14 protein-coding genes are annotated in these 20426 nt (G+C 61.5%); 5 read left to right on the top strand and 9 right to left on the bottom strand.

The genetic code is table 11. The features are described from left to right. Positions 1-5 precede the first annotated feature (5 nt). Complete coding sequence (locus HMPREF2990_RS10830; protein ID WP_070764632.1) at positions 6-401, bottom strand: DUF3151 domain-containing protein; 396 nt, start codon at positions 399-401, stop codon at positions 6-8. Positions 402-490: 89 nt separating this feature from the next. Between HMPREF2990_RS10830 and HMPREF2990_RS10825 the strand changes: the two genes are divergently transcribed. Next, positions 491-1015: an ankyrin repeat domain-containing protein gene (locus HMPREF2990_RS10825; protein ID WP_070764631.1), complete on the top strand. Its 525-nt coding sequence runs from the start codon at positions 491-493 to the stop codon at positions 1013-1015. Here the strand turns inward: HMPREF2990_RS10825 and HMPREF2990_RS10820 are convergent. The 5 genes from HMPREF2990_RS10820 to HMPREF2990_RS10800 form a co-directional block, all read right to left on the bottom strand. Then, positions 1012-1602, bottom strand: coding sequence for a Maf family protein (locus HMPREF2990_RS10820; RefSeq protein WP_070764630.1), 591 nt, complete (start codon positions 1600-1602; stop codon positions 1012-1014). The genes HMPREF2990_RS10825 and HMPREF2990_RS10820 overlap by 4 nt on opposite strands. A 3-nt stretch (positions 1603-1605) precedes the next feature. Next, positions 1606-1821 carry an acyl-CoA carboxylase subunit epsilon gene (locus tag HMPREF2990_RS10815; protein WP_070764629.1) on the bottom strand — a complete coding sequence of 72 codons (216 nt, stop codon included), beginning with the start codon at positions 1819-1821 and terminating at the stop codon, positions 1606-1608. Positions 1822-1868: 47 nt separating this feature from the next. Beyond that, positions 1869-3383, bottom strand: coding sequence for an acyl-CoA carboxylase subunit beta (locus HMPREF2990_RS10810; protein ID WP_070764628.1), 1515 nt, complete (start codon positions 3381-3383; stop codon positions 1869-1871). A 91-nt stretch (positions 3384-3474) separates the two neighbouring features. Then, positions 3475-6834, bottom strand: coding sequence for a UvrD-helicase domain-containing protein (locus HMPREF2990_RS10805; RefSeq protein WP_070764627.1), 3360 nt, complete (start codon positions 6832-6834; stop codon positions 3475-3477). 21 nt (positions 6835-6855) lie between these two features. Then, on the bottom strand, positions 6856-9705 hold the full coding sequence (locus tag HMPREF2990_RS10800) for a PD-(D/E)XK nuclease family protein (RefSeq protein WP_168167145.1): 2850 nt from the start codon (positions 9703-9705) through the stop codon (positions 6856-6858). Positions 9706-9795: 90 nt separating this feature from the next. Between HMPREF2990_RS10800 and HMPREF2990_RS10795 the strand changes: the two genes are divergently transcribed. Next, positions 9796-10461 (top strand): Fic family protein, encoded by a 666-nt coding sequence (locus tag HMPREF2990_RS10795; RefSeq protein WP_070764625.1) that lies wholly within the window; start codon positions 9796-9798, stop codon positions 10459-10461. 17 nt (positions 10462-10478) lie between these two features. On the opposite strand, the gene HMPREF2990_RS10790 is transcribed toward HMPREF2990_RS10795, so the two are convergent. The 3 genes from HMPREF2990_RS10790 to HMPREF2990_RS10780 all read right to left on the bottom strand — a co-directional run bounded on the left by HMPREF2990_RS10790 (position 10479) and on the right by HMPREF2990_RS10780 (position 14202). Continuing rightward, positions 10479-10844, bottom strand: a complete 366-nt coding sequence (locus tag HMPREF2990_RS10790) for a DoxX family protein (RefSeq protein ID WP_070764624.1) — start codon at positions 10842-10844, stop codon at positions 10479-10481. Between the two features lie 214 nt (positions 10845-11058). Continuing rightward, positions 11059-12129: a 2,3-butanediol dehydrogenase gene (locus HMPREF2990_RS10785; protein ID WP_070764623.1), complete on the bottom strand. Its 1071-nt coding sequence runs from the start codon at positions 12127-12129 to the stop codon at positions 11059-11061. Between the two features lie 315 nt (positions 12130-12444). Next, positions 12445-14202: an AIPR family protein gene (locus tag HMPREF2990_RS10780; protein ID WP_070764622.1), complete on the bottom strand. Its 1758-nt coding sequence runs from the start codon at positions 14200-14202 to the stop codon at positions 12445-12447. A 231-nt stretch (positions 14203-14433) separates the two neighbouring features. Between HMPREF2990_RS10780 and HMPREF2990_RS10775 the strand changes: the two genes are divergently transcribed. The 3 genes from HMPREF2990_RS10775 to HMPREF2990_RS10765 are packed head-to-tail and all read left to right on the top strand — an operon-like array spanning position 14434 to position 20310. Further along, the gene (locus HMPREF2990_RS10775; protein ID WP_070764621.1) at positions 14434-17151 is read left to right on the top strand and encodes a DNA methyltransferase; all 2718 of its coding nucleotides are present in this window, start codon (positions 14434-14436) and stop codon (positions 17149-17151) included. 10 nt (positions 17152-17161) lie between these two features. Further along, positions 17162-19144, top strand: coding sequence for a DEAD/DEAH box helicase (locus tag HMPREF2990_RS10770; protein WP_070764620.1), 1983 nt, complete (start codon positions 17162-17164; stop codon positions 19142-19144). Then, complete coding sequence (locus HMPREF2990_RS10765; protein ID WP_070764619.1) at positions 19141-20310, top strand: GIY-YIG nuclease family protein; 1170 nt, start codon at positions 19141-19143, stop codon at positions 20308-20310. The genes HMPREF2990_RS10770 and HMPREF2990_RS10765 overlap by 4 nt, the downstream gene beginning before the upstream one ends. The last annotated feature ends 116 nt before the right edge of the window (positions 20311-20426 follow it).

The following is a 20426-nucleotide window of genomic DNA, read 5'->3' as shown; positions in this document are numbered from 1 at the left end:
GGTCTTTAGAGCAGTTCGTCGACGCTGGCCGGGTCGGCGTCGGAAAGCATTTGGCGGCAGCGGTCGTACTCGGCATCGTCACCAATCGCCTTGGAAGCAAGTGCCAGCATCGCGATGGCCTTGAGCACCGGCACATTCGGCTCGTGGGAGGCGGGGACCGGGCCCCAGCCCTTCCAGCCGTTGGCGCGCAGGCGGTCGAGCGAGCGGTGGTAGCCGGTGCGCGCGTACGCGTACGCGACGAGCACGTCGCCGCTGTCGAGCTCCGCTTCGGCGCGGGCGGCCCATACCGCAGGCGAGTCCGGGTGCGCGAGCGCGGTCTCGCGGTCTAAGAGGTCCTTGCCGTGCGCGGGGTCTTCGGGCAGGTGCAGGGGCGGTGGTGCGAGCATGTCGTTGATTTCCATGGCGCCAGGCTAGCAGTTTGCGCTTTTCGACGAGCGCCCACGCACCAGAGGCTTTACAGTAGTGCGCAACCCGACGCGAAGGAGTCCTCATGGCAAGCCCGCTGTATGTTGCAAAGAAGGGCAGTCACGAAGAGTTCTGCGAGGTCTTCGATCCCGCGAAAAACGACGTAACCGACATGCTGTTCGCAGCACTGACCAACGGTGACCCGGAGGCGCGCGCGAAGATCTGCAACGACATGTTGGGCCGTGGCGCTGACGCGTCGCGCGAGGAATACGGGCAGAACGCGCTGACGATCCTGCTTGGTCGGCATCGCGACCTCGGGGAGGGCGACGCGGCGCTAGTGCAAAGGCTTATCGACGGCGGCGCGGACGTGAATTTCCGCAACCGTAGTGGGGACGTGCCCATCAAGCTGGCTATTGACATGGGGACGGATGATGCACAGCGTCGGCCGATCTACGAGGCGTTGTTCGGCACGGGCGCGCTCGACCTGAGCGAGCCTTCGAGCGTGCGCAACCCGAAAAACACGATCGGTGGTTGGCTACGCATGTGCGTGGACGCGAACCCCGAAGGGCTTGCGGTGCTCGACGAGTTCCTTGCCGCTCGCGGGTACTAGTCCCAGAAGTCGGAGGCGTTGAGGCCGAAGCGGTAGAGGCAGCGGCGCAAAAGCGGCATGGAGAGGCCGATGACGCTGGTGGGGTCGCCGTCGATGGAGTCGATGAACCAGCTGCCGAGCGCCTCGAGAGTGAACGCGCCTGCGCACTCGAGCGGTTGGCCGGAGGCGGCGTAGGCGGCGATGTCGGCGTCCGAGACGTCGCCGAAGCGGATCGCGGTGGCCACCGTGTCGACGACCCACTCGCCCTTATACGCCACGGCGTGGCCGGTGAGCAGGTGCGCTTCTTGGCCTCGCTGGGCTTTCCAACGCGCGATGGTGCGCTCACGGGTGTGGGGCTTGCCGAGGAGTTGGCCGTCGAGAAGCAGCATGGAGTCGCAGCCGACGACGACGTCGGAGGGGAAGTCGTCTGCGACGGTAGCGGCCTTCGCCTGTGCGAGCTTTTCGACGACGATGCGCGGTTCGGCCTCGCCGAGCTCTGCGATGATGGCGTCCTCGTCGATATGGGCGGGTCGGAGGACGGGGGTGATGCCGCCTTGCTCGAGCAGCATGCGGCGTGAGGGCGATTGGGAGGCGAGGACGAGGCGCATGAATTAGAAGTAGGTGACGTTGGCGAAGGCGTGCGGGTTGAACACCACGTTCTGGTGCTGCGGAAGGGCGGGCGCACCCCAGCGGTTGCGGTCAGCGGGCTGCAGCTTCGCCTTCGCGGCGGCCTGCATGTCGGCAAGCACCGAGGACAGGGCGGCGAGCTCCTCCTCGGTCGGGTTGCCCTTGGTGACGGTGAACAGGGTTGCAGTTGGTGCAGTCATAGTAATCCTTTCGGCGAGAAAGCACTTAGTGTAGCAAAAGTATGTTGCTACAGCGGAATGTTACCGTGCTTCTTCTGCACCGGGTAGACCACCTTGCGCTCCAAAAGGCGCAGGCCTTCGAGCACGTGGTGGCGGGTTTCCGACGGCGGGATGACCGCGTCGACCAGGCCGCGCTCGGTGGCCACGTACGGGTTGATGTTCTCCGCGGCGTAGGCGTCTGGGTCGACGTCGAGGCGGGTGGCGGCGGTGGGGGCGTCGGCAAGCGCGATCTGCGCGGTCGGCCACGCGAACACTAGGTCAGCGCCCAGGCCCTTGGAGCCGAGGACGGTGTAGGCGGTGCCGAGCGCCTTGCGGGTGATCACGGTGATGGTGCCGACCTGGGCCTCGGCGAACGCGTAGGCGAGGGCGGCAGCACCGGCGGCCGCACCCGCGCGCTCCTCGTCCTCGGAGGGGACGAAGCCGGGGGAGTCCACGAACTGGATCAGCGGCAGGTTGAACGCGTCGCAGGTGCGGATGAAACGGGCGGCCTTGCGCGCGCCCGCCGCGGTCAGGCAGCCGGCGAGCACGCTCGGCTGGGTGGCGACGATGCCGACCGCGCGGCCGTTGACGTGTGCAAAGCCGGTCAGTACGTTGCCGGCGTGGGCGGCGGAAAGCTCGAAGAAGTCGCCGTCGGTGACTGCGGCGATGATGTCGGCGACCTCGTAGGGTTGCGCGTCGTCGTCGGGGATGATCGCGTCCAGGTCCGTCTCGGAGGTGGCGGCGTTCCCGCCGAGCGGGGAGGCGGCCTGGTTGTTCAGCGGCAGGTAGCCCACGATGCGCTGGACCGCGTCGAGCGCGTCCGCCGTGTCGGCTGCCGTGACTTGCGCCAGGCCCGTTTCCGCGGAATGGACGCCCACGCCGCCGAGCGCCTCGGCCGTGGTTGGGGTGCCGGAGACCTGGCCGACGATGTCGGTGTCCGCCAGGTGCAGGCTCGCGCCCTCGACCATCACGGTGACGTCGGCAAGCGGCACCGTGGTGGCTGCAAGCGTTGCCACCTCGCCGGCGATCAGGGCGATTTGCGGCACCAGCCCGGAGGCCTGGGTGGCCGCGCGCAGCAGCTTGGCCTGCATGTGCGCGGTGACAATACCCTCCTGCCAGCGTGGGCCGGCAGAGTCGTAGATGCCGATGATCGGCACACCAGTCTTGGTTGCCAGGTCATAAAGCTTCAACATCTTCTCAGCGTAAACTTCGCCGATGGCACCGTCGAAGATGTCGGGGTCTTGGCTGAAGATGCAGACCCGGCGGCCGTCGATAAGCCCATAGCCCGTGATGACGCCATCGGTGGCGGGCTTGGTGCGATCCATCTTGTAGGCCTCGACGCGGTGGCGGGCCAGCGCGTCAGTCTCTACAAAGGAACCTTCATCGAGCAGCTTCTCCACGCGCGCGCGAGCCGTCATCGCGCCCTCAGTCGGCGCCTCCGCGTGCTCGGCCGCAGGCGTGCGCGCCTCGTCGAGACGGTTGCGCAGGTCTTGGATGCGGCCCGCAGTGGTCTTCAAATCGGGTTTAGCAGTCTTTTCGCCCATAAGCCCTCAGTCTATGCCCCTATCTGTCATGCAACAAAGATGAAACCACAGAGCCTATCGTCCGATCGGGCACGGGTGTTTCGGGGCGTTGCTACTCGTTCCGCTCGTGCACCACGACCTGCGGTCCTTCCGCACCTGCGAAGATGAGCTCGAGGCGGGTGACTTTTTGACCAAGCGCTTCCTCGAGGAACGTGGCGTAGATGTCTAGCTGCACAAAGTAGCTGGTCACCGTCTCCGGGGTTGCGGTGACGTCGGTTTTCCAGTCGGCGATGACCCAAGCGTCGCCGTCGGCGTAGAGCAGGTCGATGTAGCCGTTGACCGCGGTGTCGCCGACAGAGCCGATGACGGGGACCTCCCGGTGCGACTCCGTTTCAAGACTGCGCGCGTACGGGGCGGACTGCGCGAAGCAGTCAGCGACGCGCGCCACCTCCTTCGCCGCCCCGTCCGGCAGTTCGTAGAGCGAGGCGACGGTCGCCGCGATCTCCTCGAGCTCGCCGCCGGCGGGCAGATGCTCCATCACGTCGTGGACGGCGGAGCCGAACTCGGTTCCCGCGTTATCGCGGAACAGCCCGGTAGCGATCTGGCGCGCCGGGTAGCCTGCGCGTGCTACCTGCTCGTCGAGGGATGCGCGCAGGCGGGTGCCGGTCAGGCGCGTGTGCCGTGGGGTGTCGTTGGCCTGGTCCGCGGCGTGCGCGATGGCGGTCACCCCCATGCGCTGGGTAAAACCGGTCGCCGCGGCAAGCGCTTCGGCGTTGGCGTTGAAGCGCTTAGCGGCCGGCGCACCGGGTTCCGCGTCTGGTGTCGCGGGCGCTGCGGTGGGGTCAAAGCCGGGCAGCTCCTCGCGGGTGATCGGGGCGTACTGGGTGGAGTCGTCGATGACCGCGGCGAGCTTCGCGCCACGCTGCGCCTTGGCGTAGTCACGCGGCCCGCCCTTCTTCCGGGGCTTATTCTTCTTCAGCTGCAGCGGGATCGCCAGGACGGACTTGGCACGCGTCATGGCGACGTAGAGCAGGCGGGTCAGCTCGTTGGCGTCGGCTTCGTCGTCGAAGGCCTTGGCCGTCAGGTAGTCGGGGGTCTGGGCGTCTCTGAGTTTGAACTGCGCGGTGCGGTTTTCGCGGGAGAAAGCCCGGACGGCGCGGCTGCCCGTGGTGTGCCCGGACATGCCGGCGGCGATGACCATGGGAAACTCGCGGCCCTTGGACTTGTGGATCGTCATGAAGCGGACCGCGTCGGTGCCGGTGTCGAGGAGCGGCTCGGTCACACCCTGGTTGGTCTCAGCCTGGGCATCGGACCAGCGCACAAATTCGCGCAGGCCCAGCCCGGTGGCGGCGGAGAAGCGTTCGGCCAGCGCGAGCAGCGTCTCCACGCGCGGGAGGTGGTCGAGGTGGCCGCTGGCGGCGTAGGCCTCCGCGAGCCCGAATTCGGAAACGACGTTGCGCACCATGCTTGCCGCGTCGACGCGCAGCGCCTCCCCGGTGAGTCGTCGCAGTTGTGCCTCGGCCTCCACAACGCGCGTTGCGGTCGGATCCTGCTGCGCCCAGCGCGCGATCTCCGCGTCCGAGCACCCCACTAGCGCGGTGCGCAGGGCGGCGACGCGGGTGAAGTCGTCGGCCGGGTCGGCGATCGCGCGCAGCACGGTGAACAGGTCGTTGAGTTCCGGGGTAGCGAACAGGGCACCGGAGCCTTCGGAGACCCAGGGGATGGCGGCGCTATCAAGCACCTGCATTAGGCGCAGCGCATCGTTGTGCGTGGGCACGACGATGGCGATGTCGGAGTAGCGCATGGGCCCACCTGCGCGCGTGCCGCTGTGGTGGACGAAGCGCGGGTCCACCCCTGCAACCGCCGCGCGGATGAGCGCGACGACGTCCGCGGCCTCGCGCTCGCGCAGTTCGGTGGGTGTGAGGTCTTCCGCGTCCGCATCCTGCAGGACGATGAACGCGCCTTCGCGGCCGTCGGTTGCGTCCTGGGGGAGCATGGGCACGTAGTGGGCTTGGGCGGGGCCGTCGGTGGAGGCCGCGTGGGCGTCGAAAAGCTGCCCGTAGAGCTCGTTGACGGCGGCGACGACGGCTTGCGAGGAGCGGAAGTTGCGCGAGAGCTGCTTGACACCGTGGTCGGCGTCGCGGGCGGCGGCGCTGGTGCGAGCGGCGACGTAGGTGTCGATGTCGGCGTTGCGGAACTTGTAGATCGACTGCTTCGGGTCGCCGACCATGAACAGGCGGCCGGGCTGCGGGGTGTCGTGTGGACCGCGGGCGATCGCGGTGACGATGTCGAGCTGCGCGGGGTCGGTGTCCTGGAACTCGTCGACGAAGATGACGCGGTATTGCTCGTGCAGCTTCGCGCGCACCTCGTCGTTGTCTACGAGTTTTTGCGTCAGGTAGATCATGTCGTGGAACTCGAGCACGCCGGTGCGGCGGCGGGCGTCGGCGGCTTCGCGCACAAGCGCTGCGAGCACGGGGGCGATTGTCGACGTCGCCGCGTACCCGGCGCAGAGCCCAAGCGCACCGAGTCGCTCGCGGAAGGTCTTGTATTCCGCTCTGGCTTCCTTGGCTTCCGCGCCGTTGCCGCCGAGCGTGCGTGGCGTAGGCAGGCTGAGCTCGGCAAGAGAGTCTGCTGCGTCGAGGTCGGCGAGGCGGTCGTCGAAAAACGTGAGGAGCTTTTCGGAGACACCGGCGGTATGCACCCGGTCGCGAATCAGGCGCAGCTCTTTGCGCAGGCTGGCGCGGAGCTCGTCTTCCGATGGGGCCTCGAAGGCGGGCGCGGCGATGGTGGCGTCGAGCTCGCCCCAGTGCGCATCCATCCACTCAGCCAGTTCCTGTATGTGCTGGAAGGTCACGCTCTCGCCGAGGAGATACTGCAGTTGGGTGAGGAATTCGTCTGCGGTGATGTCCGTCGGCAGGGCGTTGATGGCTGCTGCGGCCTCCTCGTTGCCCTCGAACAGCGCGGTGATGGTCTCAATGATCGCCTCGCTGTGCTGGGCGGGGGAGAAGTAGGCGGCGAGGTCGTCGACGGCATCGACCTTGGGCGGCAGGCCCGCCTCGAGCGGGTACTGCTTGAGCACGCGCAGGCAGAAGGAGTGCAGCGTGCCGAGCGCCGCGCCGGGCAGTCCCTCGAGCGCTTGGGCGGCGCGGGTTTTCGCCAGCACAGCGTCGGCGAAGGTGCGGGGCGCTCCGTTGCCGAGCGTGTACTCGCCAGTGTCGCAGACTTGGATGAGTGCGCGGCGCAGGCGGGCGGTCAGCTCCGCGGCGGCGGCTTCGTTGAAGGTGATGGCGGCGATCTCGTCGATGCGCACGCCGTGCTCGATGATGAGCGTGAGCAGGCGCTGGATGAGCATAACGGTCTTGCCGGAGCCGGCACCCGCCTCGACGAAGCAGGATAGGCCGACCTGGTTCTGGATGAATTCGCGGTTGGCTTCGTCCTCGGCGAGGCGGTCGGCAAACTGTGCGGTAGTCATTTTTGGTGTTCCTCTCGCGGGCTAAGCGTCGGCGGGCTCGGTGGGTTCTGTGTGCTCGGTGGTCAGCGGCTGGTCGAAGTCCAGCGGTGGCAGGATTGCGGTCAGCGCGTTGTAGTTGGCCACGCCGAGGCGCAGGCGTTCGTCGCTGGCCCAGCGCTCCGGGATGGCGTGCGGCGGGAACGCGCCGCGCTGGATGTGGCGGTAGACGTTGCTCAGGTTGGTTTGCAGCGTCGCGACCGCGTTGTCGTCCACGGTGATATTCACGTGCGAATCCTTCGGGTCGCGGAAGAACCAGTAGCGCGCCTGCACTGCGGCGATGTCCCCGGGCCACAGGCCGGGCCCGCCGGGGAAAAGCTCGGTCGGATCTCCGGTGGCGGCGAGAGTGCGCACGATGTAGCCGTACAGGGCGAGCTGGAAGTAGTAGTGCGGCGCGCCATCTTTGACCTGCCCGGTCGGCGTCTTTTGGTCCACGTACGAATCCGTCGTCTTGCCCTTGCCCGACTTGTAGTCGGTCACGCGCAGGGTGACGGCGCCATCTTCTACCTTGTAGTCCACGCGGTCGGCGTAGCCCTTGATGGGAAGCTCGACGCCGAGCTCGGGCAGCGGAAGCGACGCGGCGGGTTCGTCCTCGGTGTTGCCGAAGGCGAACTCGGTCGCAAGCGGGGTCCACCCGTCCTCGGCTTCGCCTTGTTCGGCTTTCAGCCAGGTCAGCACGTCGACAAGCGCCTGCTCGGCGAAAGTTTCCCACACCAGCGGGTTGACCTGGTCGGTGCGGCGCGCGGCAAGCTCCTCGTCGAGGATGCGCTCGAGCGCGGCGCGGGCCGTACCGTCCCAGTCCAGGTCGGCGTAGCGCGCGGGGCGAGCGGGGTTGTCCAGCCACACCTCGTTGGTCCAGCGCTCGAACACGGCGTGCAGGATGGTGCCGGTATCTGCGGCGGCGACTTCCATCTCCGCCGCGTCGTCAGCCAGGACCCAGTTGCCGGTGACACGCTCGATGAAAAACGCCAGCGGAGACCTAGTAAAGCCCTCCAGCGCGGAGCTGGAGATCGGTCTTGTCAGCGTGCGCAGGCCAACATCGGAGCCGACAAAACCGGTGAACTCGCCGGCCTCGCCAGCTTGCCGCGCCCGCATGATCTGCGCGTAGCGCGCCGCCCGCTCGCTCGGGGTACCTGCCAGCGCGTTCGCCAGCGCCAGCTCCGCGTGACTGATCGGTGTGCGCTCACCACTTGCAAGTGCTGGGTGCAGCGCGCCGATGCGTGTTTCTTCCTGCTCCAGCCAGGTCGAGGGCTCGGTCAGCCCGCCGCCGCTAATGCCGGATCGGGCCCGCGTGAGCACAATGCTTCTCGACGCCTCAAGCGCCGCCGCAAGCGTACGGCCCCGCCTAGCCAGAAACTGTTCCGGAGTGGTCTGCTGCTGCGCCTGCGTCAGCGTCGCACTCGGAGTCAGCGTGCCGGGCAGGGCCGCGTCGGTGGTGCCGGTGATGAAGGCGAGCTGGAGGTTGCGACCGTCCAGGCTTTCCAGCGGGCCGACCGTGAGCACGCCGGTGGTGGTGGCGCGCGCCGGGCGGGCGGCAAAGGCGCTGGCGATCTCGAGCGCGCGCTCGCGATTGGGCGTGCCCTGCTGGGCGGCGAGCTGCTCGCACAGCGGGTCGAGGAAGGCGGCCAGCTGGGACTGGTCGGAGAGTACCGCGCCTGCCACGCCTCGGAACGCGTCGGCGAACGTCTCCCAGCTCTTCGTTTCCCAGAGTGGGGTGAGCACCTCGCGCAGGTCTACAACCCAGCGGGCGGCGGTGATGCTGCGCTCGGGGACACGCTCCCGATCCGGGGTAGCGTCCTCGGCCTGGCGCGCGGCCGTGGCAAGGACCGCGTCCCAATCGCGGCCGGTCAGCGCGGTGCCGAGGCGGTCGCGCGAACCGGCGTCAAAGGCGCGTAGGCCGGGGGAGTTGTTAACCTCCCCGGTGGAGAGCAGTTCCACGAGCTGGTGGCGGTGCATCTCCTCGGGGCGCAGCGTGAGCAGAGCGCGCAGCGCGCGAAACACGTTGTGCTGCGCCCACACCTCGCGCGCGGGCGCGTGGTAGGGGATGCCCGCCGCATCGAGCGCGTGGGTGAGGAAGGGCAGCTCTGCGTCCTCGCAGTAGGCCACCGCGATGGCGTGCAGTGGAGTGCCGCTGGCCACGGCGTCGAGGATGCGACCGGTGACGTAAGCCGCCTCGTCCGGCTCGGAGATTAGCGAGACGCGCTCGGTGTGCTCTCGCAGTTTCGGCAGTTCCACCGGCGTGGCTTGCGGGAACTGGGCAAGCGCCCACTCGGTGCGCGCGTCGTGGGCACACGCGCCCACGGTGACAAGCGCCCCACGGTGGGAGGCGGCGGCCGCTTCTACTGCGTCCGGGAAGGTGAAGTGGGTGTCGTGAAAGTGCGCTTCGGCACGCTCGGCGAGCTGCGCCACAGTTTCGGGAAGGCGAGCGTTACCGTGCTGCGTGCGCCATTCTGCGGGGCTGTTGAGGAGTGCAAACAGGGCATCCGTCAGCGCCTCGTGCGTGGCCGCGGAAGTGTGCAGCTGCGCTTCGTGGAAGGGCGTTGGCGTCGCACCCTCGGCAAGCGCTGCGGCAACGAAGGCGGCGACGTCGCTGCGCTGCAAGAGCGTGCGCGGCGCCAGGTCGCGGGCGGCGCGGGAAAGCAGCATGTCGAGCGTGACCACGTCCACCCCGAGGCGCGGGCCGCCGGTGGCGACGGCGGCGACCACATCGTCGAAGGCGGGCGTGGGGCACAGCACCGTGACCGGGGTGAGGGGGTCGCCGGCTTGCGCAGTATCGACGGCCGCGAGCAGCGCGGTGGCGTACGGGGATGTGGGCGGGTGGGGCGTAGCTGTCATGTGGCCCACAGTAATTGGGCAGCCGAACATCGGCAGAGGAATCGTCGAACATATAGGCGGAATCGGTCGCGAGGCGCTATCCTATGAGGCATGTTGCGTACGGACAAGCTTGTCGCAGTCATTTACTCTGCTGGCAAAGTATTTGAAAATTTGCGGTCAGGGCGGCTCGCGACCGCGGCTTTTTTGGAAAACGGCACAACCGACGGGATTTCCTCGCGTGCCGACCTGCAGCTGTTACAAGATTTGCAGGCTGCTGCGCGAGTGGCGTTGCGGATAAAACGTGGCCGCGAGACAATCGCAGCGACGCATGTCTGTGAGATTAATGCCGCAATGACGCGCTCGGCGGCCTTACATCCGGGTGAGCTGCGCCGCGAGGAGCAGCGCATTGGTGTGCGCACGGTCCACGGCGACCATATGCCCCCGGCTTTGGATATGGACGCGCTGCAATTGCTTATCGACGACACCGTGACCGGACCAAGCCCGACGCTCGCTGACGCAGCACGGCTTTTCGTCGTATTGGCCAGGGCTCAGCCGTTCGAGGACGGTAACAAGCGGACCGCGATTTTGGCTGCGAACGCGCTCCTGCCTGACGACATCGTGTTGGTGGTCCCGCACGATCGGGAGGGGAGCGGGACCGTAGAGGCGCAATTCCATGACCTCCTGGCTCGTGCCTACGTCTGTGGTGACGAGGATGGCCGCGTGATCGATGCCGTCGTCGAATTTATGCTGGCTCACCAAGCAGACGAGGGGAACTAGCAGCGAACTGGCACGTGTTATTTCGCGCCCTGCTTATGGAGGTCCCACGCCGCGCGGATCATCGGGATCTGCAGCGGGAGACGCGCGATGGCACCCGCCTGCAAATACCAGGGCTTGTTGCGCCACTGCCACGCCATATTGAAGTTGGCCGGCCACACGGCGAGCAGGAGCGCTGCGGCGACGGAACCACCGGTCGCGCGGGTTTTCGTGTTTGCCAGCAGGGCTGCGGTGGCGAGTTCGGCCACGCCGGAGACGTAGGTGTAGGTCCGCGCGCTGCCCGGAAGCTGCTCGGGAACGATGCCGTCGAAGGGCTCGGGCTTTACAAAGTGGAGTACGCCCGCGCCGCCGAGGATAGGGATGAGTGCTTTCTGCATCGTATTCATGTCTGCCAGGCTACGCCGGTGTGATGTGGCAAAGGAAAACCTAGGAATCGTAGTTGGCGAGGTAGCGGATCTTCGGGGTGATTTCCAAGCGAGTGTGCGAGCCGGACCCCGGAACAAACGGGAGGTACGCACTCGTCCAAGTGCATGCTTTTCGACGCCATGTGGTGCAGAAGAAGGCCCCGAACAGCAGTTGTCCGGGGCCTGTAGCCAAGCGCTAGTTCATCGAAACTAGAATCTTGACTTCCTGCGGGTTCCGCAGCGCGTTGAACCCGTCCTCGACAACGTTCTCCGCCTTGATCTTGGACGTGATGAGCGGGGCAAGATCGACCTTTCCATCCTGTACAAGCTTGATCACCGTGGGATGATCGTTGCAGTAGCCGATGGAAGAACCCATGACGCGTTCCTTCATCGTGAGATCCCCCATGATGTCCATGGAGTAGGGGTGCATGTGAAGGGCCAGGACCTCAATCCGGCCCGCAGGACGTGTTGCATGAATAAGGTCGTGGAGCCCTTGGGGGACACCAGCCGCGTCGAAAGACACGGAGACCAACTCGCCGTCAGTGAGCTCAGTAACCTTCTCGTGCAGGTCCTCCTCGAGCGGGTTGACCACGTGGTCTGCAACTCCAGCTTCGAGCGCCTTGTCACGACGTGCGCCAGATGGCTCCGAAATGATGACCTTCATCCCATACGCCTTGAGGACTGCGCCAGTGAGCAGGCCGATAGGGCCAGCGCCGCCGACGAGCGCCCACTCTCCCTCGTGGTCGGTGTTGGCGTAGCCGGCATGGGCGATGCCGTGGTGTGCGACTGCAAGCGGCTCGATGAGCGCGGCCTGGTCGAGGGGAATGCTGCCGGTGGGGTGTACCCAACGCTCTTCCACAACGATGTGCTCCGCCAGGCCGCCGCCGCGGCCGGAAATACCGATGAACCCCATCTGGTCGCACAGGTGGTAATCGCCGCGATTGCAGGAGAGGCAGGTGCCATCGACCATGAAAGGCTCAACAACAACGTGGTCACCGACGTTGATCCCGGTGACACCAGAGCCAACCTCTTCAACGACACCGGAAAACTCGTGCCCCATCACCACAGGTAGCGTTTCGCCGGAGACAGGATGCGGCGCATCCTCGGATGGGGCAGGGGGCATGGGCCCGTCGAAGTAGAGGTGGACATCCGAGCCGCAGATACCTGTGTAGGCGGGAGCGATTTTGACTGTGCCGGGGCGTACCTCGGGCTCTGCAATGTCGTCGATTCGTAGGTCTTCTTTGCCGTAGTAACGAACTGATTTCATGCCAAATCCTTTCGGTCCGTGTGACCTCGATTCTACGCGTGGTTATCAGGTGTAGCCATGGGAAATGTGCGTTCAGGCAGCCGAACTGGCAACGGTTTGGAGCACAGAAGAGACCCCGAATTAGTCCTCGTAGCTCGCGAGGTAACGGATCTTCGGTGTGATCTCCACGCGCCCTTTGCCCTCGTGGTGGCGCTTCATAATGAGTTTGGCAGTCGCACCCTGCGCTGAGGCCGGAGTCATCTTTCGATTAAGCCATAGTCCTTACTGCTAGTTTGTGCTCGTTATTCCTTCTTGGAAGGAGAATACGAGGCTCAACTACTTCTCTTTCTCTCGTTGTTCCAAATGTGATTGGATTGCCTGTTCAATCAGATTTGCGGAAGCGGTGCTTCTCAGTACTTCGCGCTCCAATTGCAAGTTCGTGGATTCTAGAACTTCAATGGCCTCTTTGAACAGAGCTTCGCACTTGTGATCATCCCAGATCGTGTCCAAAAACGGTGAAAGCCGCTTTCGAATTTTTCTATCCGTAGGGTCATCGAACTCACCAGCGACAGCAATTTTTCTAGCAATATTCAGAAGGTGCCAACGTGCCGGCTTGAGATACGCTTCTAACTTGCTTGTCTTAAGCAGCAGATCCAGTTTGTAGTATGCCGAAGCGGCTGCGTAGTAGAGAATGGGCTCATCATCGTCGCCCAGGTATCGGCGTTTCTCAGAATCCTTGGTTTCCCTAAGCCTTTTAAGTAGTTGTTGCTGGTATCCCGTCGCGGTGTGAGCTTCATTGCCAAAAGTAGATGCGGTAGCTCTCACCAAGGCTGTCCTGTCTATGACCCGAGCTTTCACGATGCTCGTATCTCGGTCGTACTGACCTTTCCTTCGCTCGTAAAGTAGATTGCGAGGCGGGTTTTTGGCTGCGAAGAACTTCTCGATGTTTCGTTCGGCTTTCGCTCGCGCGTTAAGTTGGGTCGTGGTCACTTCAGTTTGGCTATTTGTGGCCAGGACAACCCGAGTGATTAGCTCCTCGTCGTTCGATTGAATTAGTTTTGTCGGGATCAGGATATCTTCGCCACTGAGGGAAGCTCGGTTATTGAAAATCACATTGGAGGTTTGAGCACCATTTACTATCTGGAAGTCGCGCAACGTTAACTGATTGCCGATTACAGTTAGGTCCCGAGCAACTATGGTGATGCCATTATTCATGACAGTGAATTGCTTGCGGTGCTTGGAGGTAAGAGTTTCTTTCATGCCACTATTCGCAACTGTGTCATCGCCCTGATAGTCGCGGACATTATCGTCAAATATGTATGAGCGCAGACTGCCCTGGTTTTCGTCGATGATCAGCTTTAGGAGCTGAGATAACGGCAATAAACCTAGGTAAGCTTGCTGGATACCATCGATCGATGGCAGAGTCACCCGCTCACTGAAGTCGATAGTGACCTCTACTGCTGTTGTCGCAGATCTATAGCTTTCGGCTAGTTCATTGGTGCCGTAAAGCCTGGGCTTGATTGAGGAAAACAGCTGTAGACGGCTTAAATCCCTCTTGAGTTCCTTCATATACTTTGTCGAGTTATGATCTTTCATTTCTTGCGGATCATTACGCCCTGTCGTTACGAAATACGCGGAGATGGACGGATTCTCGGCAAAGTTTGCTGCGTACGATAGTAATTTTGAATGAATATCCCGACAAGTTGCAACGCGTTCGCAAGTACCTATGTCGGTTCCTTCTGAGAAAAATTCCCGGACTGCTCTTGTGAATTTGAGCGTATCTCCACCGTCGAACTTCTCCGCCCGCTTCGCTTGAATGAATACGTACTCGGCGCGCAGTTCGTTTTCTCTGTTTGCGATGTCCTCAATCTGTTCCGGCTCTGTAATGAGAATGCCGTTGAGGATGATTGCAATTGCGTCAATTCCTTCCTCACCTTTGCCGGTCAAGGCATCTGTGTAGGTGCCTTGGCGGATTTGTCGTGGAGTCAATATTGAGTAAGTGACAAAGTGCTCGAAGCGTTCGTCCTCCGGGAGGCGTGTAATCTCGAACTGCTTACAGAACCCGCTCAAGAGGGAGTCGATGATGGGGTGCACTTTTCCTCCTTTATGTAAATGGGCGCACACCATCAAACTTTAGATTAAGGACGCCTGAGGCGTGTGATTGTTCTGGGAAAAGAACTTCTTGGCGGAATTTGAGATGTATTACATAACCGTAATCCGGTTATTTTAAAAGCTCATGCCAAGGAGCATGGGTTTCCTTGTAGACTCCTGTGGGGTACACCGGCCCAGCCGGTCGCATGGATCCAACCAAGAGAGAAGCGGACAGTGGCAAGACTGAATCTGAAAGCGATCGAGGAACGAATCAAGCCTTTAGCTGGGCAAGAAGAGTATGACCGCGAGTTCATCTTCGACCTCCTACTTGCATACGGCCGCTCCAAGGGCAATGTCACGCGCCTGCGCAATGGTTCGCTGAATATCGCGGATGACCCGGAACACGAGATCGCGCAGAAGAACATCATCTACGTCCGCGAGACAGAGGGGGATCTCCTCGCAGAACTCGAGCGTCTGCGTGTTTCGCCGACGGTGGTGAAGTTCGCCACCCGCTTTGTCATTGTGACCGACTACGAGGACATGATTGCCTATGACCTCAAGACCGCAGAAAACCGGGCATTTCCGCTGCGCGAGATTGACCAGCATTTCACGTTCTTCCTTCCGTGGGCCGGAATGGAGAAGGCTCAGTACACCGCAGAATCGCACGCCGACGTCAAGGCCGCTGAAAAAATGGGCAAGCTTTTCGACGAGCTCGCCTCCGCCAACCCAGGCCTCATGAAAGACTCGGAGCACCGCCACGGGCTAAATGTCTTCTTTACTCGCCTGCTGTTCTGCTACTTCGCCGAGGACACGGGCATCTTTGAAGAGAATCAGTTTACCAATGCGGTGGGCTCGCACACGCTTGACGACGGCTCCGACACCGCCGATTTCATCCGCGATCTTTTCGCTGCACTGGACGAGTCCGATCCCGCGAAGAAGCCGGGGCACCTCGCAGACTTCCCGTACGTCAACGGTCGTCTTTTTCGATCTGACGCGCACCTGACTGTTCCTCGTTTCTCGCCGAAAGCTCGCGAGTTGCTCATCGAATTGGGCAAGCAGATCTGGTTGGACATCAACCCGGACATCTTTGGTTCTATGTTCCAGGCGATCGTTACTCCGGGCAAGCGCTCGAACCTGGGCCAGCACTACACCTCGGTGCCCAACATCCTCAAGACCATTGAGCCGTTGTTCATGGACGAGCTCAAAGAGGAATTCGACGCCGCTTATGACAGCTCCAAGAAACTAGAAAAGCTGCTCGACCGGATTGCACGCATCAAGGTTTTTGACCCCGCCTGTGGTTCCGGCAACTTCCTCATTATCGCGTACAAGGAGCTGCGCAGACTGGAGCACGCGATCCTGCAGCGGCAGACAGAGCTCGGTGCTAACGATGTGCTGTTCAATGAGTCGCGCATCAACATTGAGAACTTCTACGGCATCGAGATCGATGACTTTGCTGTCGAGGTGGCGATCCTTTCGATGTGGATTGCCAAGCACCAGATGAACCGCGAGTTCCGTGAGCAGTTTGGCATCTCGATCCCCTTGATCCCGCTGAAAGAAACCGGTCAGATCCGGTGCGACAACGCCACCCGTATTGACTGGAACGAGGTGTGCCCGAACAACGGAACTGATGAGATCTATTTGATCGGTAATCCGCCATACGTCGGGTCAAGCATGCAAACGGCTGAGCAGAAAGATGATTTAGCTTTCGTGTTCCAAGGGGAGAAATACTCGAAAAACTTAGACTACATCTCACTTTGGTTTGTGGTCGGGGCACGGTACATACGAGACTCGAATGCAGAATTGTCATTTGTCTCTACAAATTCGATCGTGCAGGGAGATCATGTAGCACTTCTGTTCCCGAAGATACTGATCGGCGGCATCGAAATTGGTTATGCGTATACCTCGTTTAAATGGGAAAATAATGCTAAGTATAATGCTGGAGTTACTGTTTGCGTCGTCTCATTGCGAAATATGAGTTCAAAGCGCAAATGGATATTCTCCGAAGGACTGCGCAATGATGCCGAAAATATCAATGCGTACCTAGTTGATGCTCCTGACCTAATCATTTATCGCCGCTCTAGGCCGCTCGCAGCAGGGTTCCCGGACATGTTGTTTGGCTCGAAGCCGACCGATGGTGGGCACCTTTTATTGTCGCCAGCTGAAAAAGACGAACTCCTCGAAAGTTCGCCTGAAGCAAAACACTTTATTAAGAAGTATGTCGGGGCCTCTGACTACATCAAAGGCACGGAACGCTACTGTTTGTGGATTGACGAGAGCGAGAAAGAACGAGCTAGCCATATACCCAAAATTAAGAACCGTCTAACTTCGGTTGCGTCTTTCCGGAGCAATAGTAAAGCACAAAGCACGGTGGATTTTGCCAAACGACCTTTTAGGTTTAAGCAGCTAGCATACAAACCAACCGACTCGATCATTGTTCCTCGTGTTTCTTCGGAGCGGCGGGACTATATCCCGATTGGCTACCTCAGCCCCGACACTGTCATTTCAGACGCTGCCTTTGCGATCTACGATGCAGAACCTTGGCTGTTCGCGTTACTGACATCTAAAATGCACGTGGCGTGGACCCGGGCCGTTGGTGGGAAGATGAAGACGGACTACCGGTATTCCAACACCATCGTCTACAACAACTTCCCAGTACCGGAGTTATCCGAGCGGCAGAAGCAGCGTCTGACGGAGCTTGCTCTGCGGGTTTTGGATGTGCGCGAGTATCACTGCGATAAAACACTTGCCCAGTTGTATGACCCGGAGCTGATGCCGGACAACCTACGCCAAGCCCACCGGGAGATCGACGAGTACGTCGACTCGCTGTACTCCAAACGTGCGTACGAAACTGATGAGGATCGCTTGTCCGACCTGTTTGCTATGTATGAGGAGATGATTGCCGCAGAAGAAGCGGCCAAACCGAAGAAGAAGACGCGAAAGCGGAAGAACTAGGAGCAAACAGATGGGCAAGCACTCGCGGGAAAACCTGGTCAGCGTGGAGTACGCGCAGGCGGGAACCTCAGTAAGCACGGATGCACTTGGTATGCGTGAAATGCAACGCCGCGTGTACGAAAAGCGTGACGCTGAGTACCTGTTGATTAAGGCACCGCCGGCTTCGGGTAAGTCACGTGCGCTGATGTTCGTCGGCCTGGACAAGCTGTATAACCAGGACCGCAAGAAAGTCATCGTTGCAGTGCCGGAACGCTCTATCGGCGGGTCATTCGCTCCGACGGAGTTGAAGAAGTATGGGTTCTTCGCCGATTGGGAGATCAAGGAAAAGAACAACCTCTGCAACCCAGGGAGTGCGTCGAGCAAGGTTGATGAGTTTATCCGGTTTTTGAAGGGTGACGACGCGATCCTGGTCTGCACTCATGCGACCTTGCGCTTTGCATTTGAGAAACTCTCGCCGGAGGATTTCAACGGCACGGTACTTGCTATCGATGAGTTCCACCACGTCTCCGCCGACCTGGAGAACAGCCGGCTTGGTAGTCTGCTGCGCGAAGTGATGAACGGCTCTGATGCGCACATCGTGGCAATGACAGGCTCTTATTTCCGTGGTGACTCGGTGCCGGTGCTGCTGCCGGGTGATGAGGCGAAGTTCACCCCGGTGACCTTCAACTACTACGACCAGCTCAACGGGTATAAGCACCTGAAGTCCTTGGGCATTGGGCACCACTTTTACCAGGGGCGTTACACCGAATCTGTCGGTGAGGTGCTTGATCTGGACAAGAAGACGATTCTGCACATCCCGAACGTGAACTCGGGCGAGTCCACGAAGGACAAGATCGAAGAAGTCGGCTTGATCCTGGACATTATTGGTGAGCACGTCGGGGTGGAGGAGGACACCGGGATCATCCTCATGCGCCGCCACGACAACGGGGAGATCCTCCGGGTGGCGGACCTCGTGGATGACACAGATCAGAAAGCTCGTGCGCGCACACTGCTGTACCTCACGGAAACCGCATCACACGACCGCGATGCGGTGGACATCATCATTGCGCTGGGGATGGCCAAGGAAGGTTTTGACTGGCCGTATGCGGAGCACGCGCTCACGGTGGGGTACCGGGCGTCGCTGACGGAAATCATCCAGATCATTGGCCGCGTGACCCGCGATGCAGAGGGCAAAGAACACGCGCAGTTTACGAACCTGCTCGCCGAGCCCGATGCCGCGCAGAGCGAGGTCACCGTCTCGGTCAACAACATGCTGAAAGCGATTACGGCCTCCCTGTTGATGGAGCAGGTGCTGGCGCAGAACTTCGATTTCAAGCCGAAAGGTCATGACGATGGGGGAGATGAGTCCGGTGTGCTGCGCATCAAGGGGCTTAAGGAGCCGTCGACGGATCGCGTCCGTCAGATCGTGGACACGGATTTGAACGATTTGAAGGCGAAGATCCTGCAGGACGACACCTTCGCGCGTGCTGCGGTGGGAAGCGTTGATCCAGAAACTACGAACAAGGTGCTCATTCCCAAGATTATCCGGGAACAATACCCAGAGCTGACAGAAACCGAAGTCGAGGAAGTCCGCCAGCGTGTCGTGGTCGACTCGGTTATCAAAACTGGTGAAGTGCGCGAGGTAGGGGATCAGCGCTTTATCAAGATGGCGAGCCAGTTCGTCAACATCGATGAGCTCAACATCAACCTGATCGACAAGATCAACCCCTTCCAGCGCGCGTTTGAGATCCTGTCTAAGACCGTGACTCCATCGGTGCTGCAGCTCATCCAGGATTCGATCTACACCACCAGAATCGACATGTCGTTAGAGGAAGCGCTCTCGCTGCACCCGAAGGTGCAAGCGTGGGTGCAGGCAAACGGTCGCGAGCCAGACCACCGCTCCGAGGACATGGAGGAGCGACAGCTTGCAGATGCGCTCCTCGTCCTGCGCAAAGCTGTGGCAGATCGCAAGGCTGAGCAGGCGAAGGCCCAAAAGGAAGGCGAGAACGCATGAGTACAGAGCCAGTAAACCCTGCAGCACTGAAGCAGCTTGATGCGCTGATGGCGCAAGACACCGAAGGTCTGCTCGACATGCCGGAGAAGCCAAAGCCGGTGACCGATGTTGACCGTCTGACTAAGGCGTTCCGCGAGGTCTGCGAGTTCTACGCCGCGAATGGGCGCGAACCGGATCCGAACACGATGGATATTTCGGAGCGGAAACTCGGCGCACGACTCGTGGGAATCCGCGCGAGCAGCGAAAAGATGGAAGCGCTCAAAGACCACGATGAGCACGGTCTTCTTGAAGCCGTGAAGGCGCCGTCGTCACTCGATGATCTTCTCGCCACCGACACGCTCGGACTGGTGGATGACATACCGGATCTCTACGACACCTCTTCGCTTCCCGCGCGCAAGAGCCCTGCCGATGAGGGGCAGCGCGCGACCCGTGTGAAGTCCGAGGACTTCGCCGCGTTCGCCGAGCACTTCAAAGTGAAGCATGCAGGACTTGCTGATGGCTCCTGGGCGTTGACCAAGTTCGCCGGGGAGCACACGATTCGGGAGGGACGGTTCTTCCTTGTCAACGGCCTGCTCTGCTTTGTTGCGGAGGTGCGCGAGCCTGACACTTCCCACGGGGAAGAAAAGCCTCGCCTGCGAGTGATCTTTGAAAACGGCACTGAGTCATCCATGTACCGCGAGTCCCTCGCCAACAGGTTGTACGAAACCGGTGGGCAGGCAGTCACGCGGGCAACCATGGACGCCACCGAGATCGGGGACGCCGACGAAGAAACCGGCTATATTTACGTGCTGCGTTCCTTAAGCGACAACCCAGACATTGCCAGCCTGGACAATCTGTACAAGATCGGTTTTTCCCGCGGCCCGGTGGAAAAGCGTATCCAGGGCGCGGAGAAGAGCCCGACCTACCTCATGGCACCGGTAGAGATCGTCGCGTCCTACCGTGCGTACAACCTGCGTCCTTCCGCTCTGGAACACCTCCTGCACCGCGTGTTCGCCGCCGTGCGGTTAGATGCCGCGATCATCAACGAAGTCGGCGGCAGTGTCGCCTCTACCGAGTGGTTCGTTGTCCCGCTGACCGCGATTAACCAAGCGATCGAGCTGATCATTTCTGGCGACATCGTCAGTTACGTCTACGAGCCATCCGCAGGAGAACTTGTAGCGCGCTAGCGTCAACAAACACCAACGGGGTGGGCCGGGGAAGTGGCCCACCCCGTTGACGTCTGCAGCAGGTATATCCCCTGCACGACTGGGTGGTGTTACCGGCGGCACGCACCGCCGGTGGG

It is taken from the genome of Corynebacterium sp. HMSC071B10 (assembly GCF_001814825.1).
Taxonomy (GTDB): Bacteria; Actinomycetota; Actinomycetes; order Mycobacteriales; family Mycobacteriaceae; genus Corynebacterium.
The sequence above is the reverse complement of the archived record's forward strand: the minus strand, read 5'-3'. Positions and strand labels throughout refer to the sequence as shown.

Coding starts and splice junctions, on each gene's coding strand:
- HMPREF2990_RS10830 (WP_070764632.1), bottom strand. CDS start 401: ATGGAAATCAACGACATGCTCGCACCACCGCCCCTGCACCTGCCCGAA.
- HMPREF2990_RS10825 (WP_070764631.1), top strand. CDS start 491: ATGGCAAGCCCGCTGTATGTTGCAAAGAAGGGCAGTCACGAAGAGTTC.
- HMPREF2990_RS10820 (WP_070764630.1), bottom strand. CDS start 1,602: ATGCGCCTCGTCCTCGCCTCCCAATCGCCCTCACGCCGCATGCTGCTC.
- HMPREF2990_RS10815 (WP_070764629.1), bottom strand. CDS start 1,821: ATGACTGCACCAACTGCAACCCTGTTCACCGTCACCAAGGGCAACCCG.
- HMPREF2990_RS10810 (WP_070764628.1), bottom strand. CDS start 3,383: ATGGGCGAAAAGACTGCTAAACCCGATTTGAAGACCACTGCGGGCCGC.
- HMPREF2990_RS10805 (WP_070764627.1), bottom strand. CDS start 6,834: ATGACTACCGCACAGTTTGCCGACCGCCTCGCCGAGGACGAAGCCAAC.
- HMPREF2990_RS10800 (WP_168167145.1), bottom strand. CDS start 9,705: ATGACAGCTACGCCCCACCCGCCCACATCCCCGTACGCCACCGCGCTG.
- HMPREF2990_RS10795 (WP_070764625.1), top strand. CDS start 9,796: ATGTTGCGTACGGACAAGCTTGTCGCAGTCATTTACTCTGCTGGCAAA.
- HMPREF2990_RS10790 (WP_070764624.1), bottom strand. CDS start 10,844: ATGAATACGATGCAGAAAGCACTCATCCCTATCCTCGGCGGCGCGGGC.
- HMPREF2990_RS10785 (WP_070764623.1), bottom strand. CDS start 12,129: ATGAAATCAGTTCGTTACTACGGCAAAGAAGACCTACGAATCGACGAC.
- HMPREF2990_RS10770 (WP_070764620.1), top strand. CDS start 17,162: ATGGGCAAGCACTCGCGGGAAAACCTGGTCAGCGTGGAGTACGCGCAG.
- HMPREF2990_RS10765 (WP_070764619.1), top strand. CDS start 19,141: ATGAGTACAGAGCCAGTAAACCCTGCAGCACTGAAGCAGCTTGATGCG.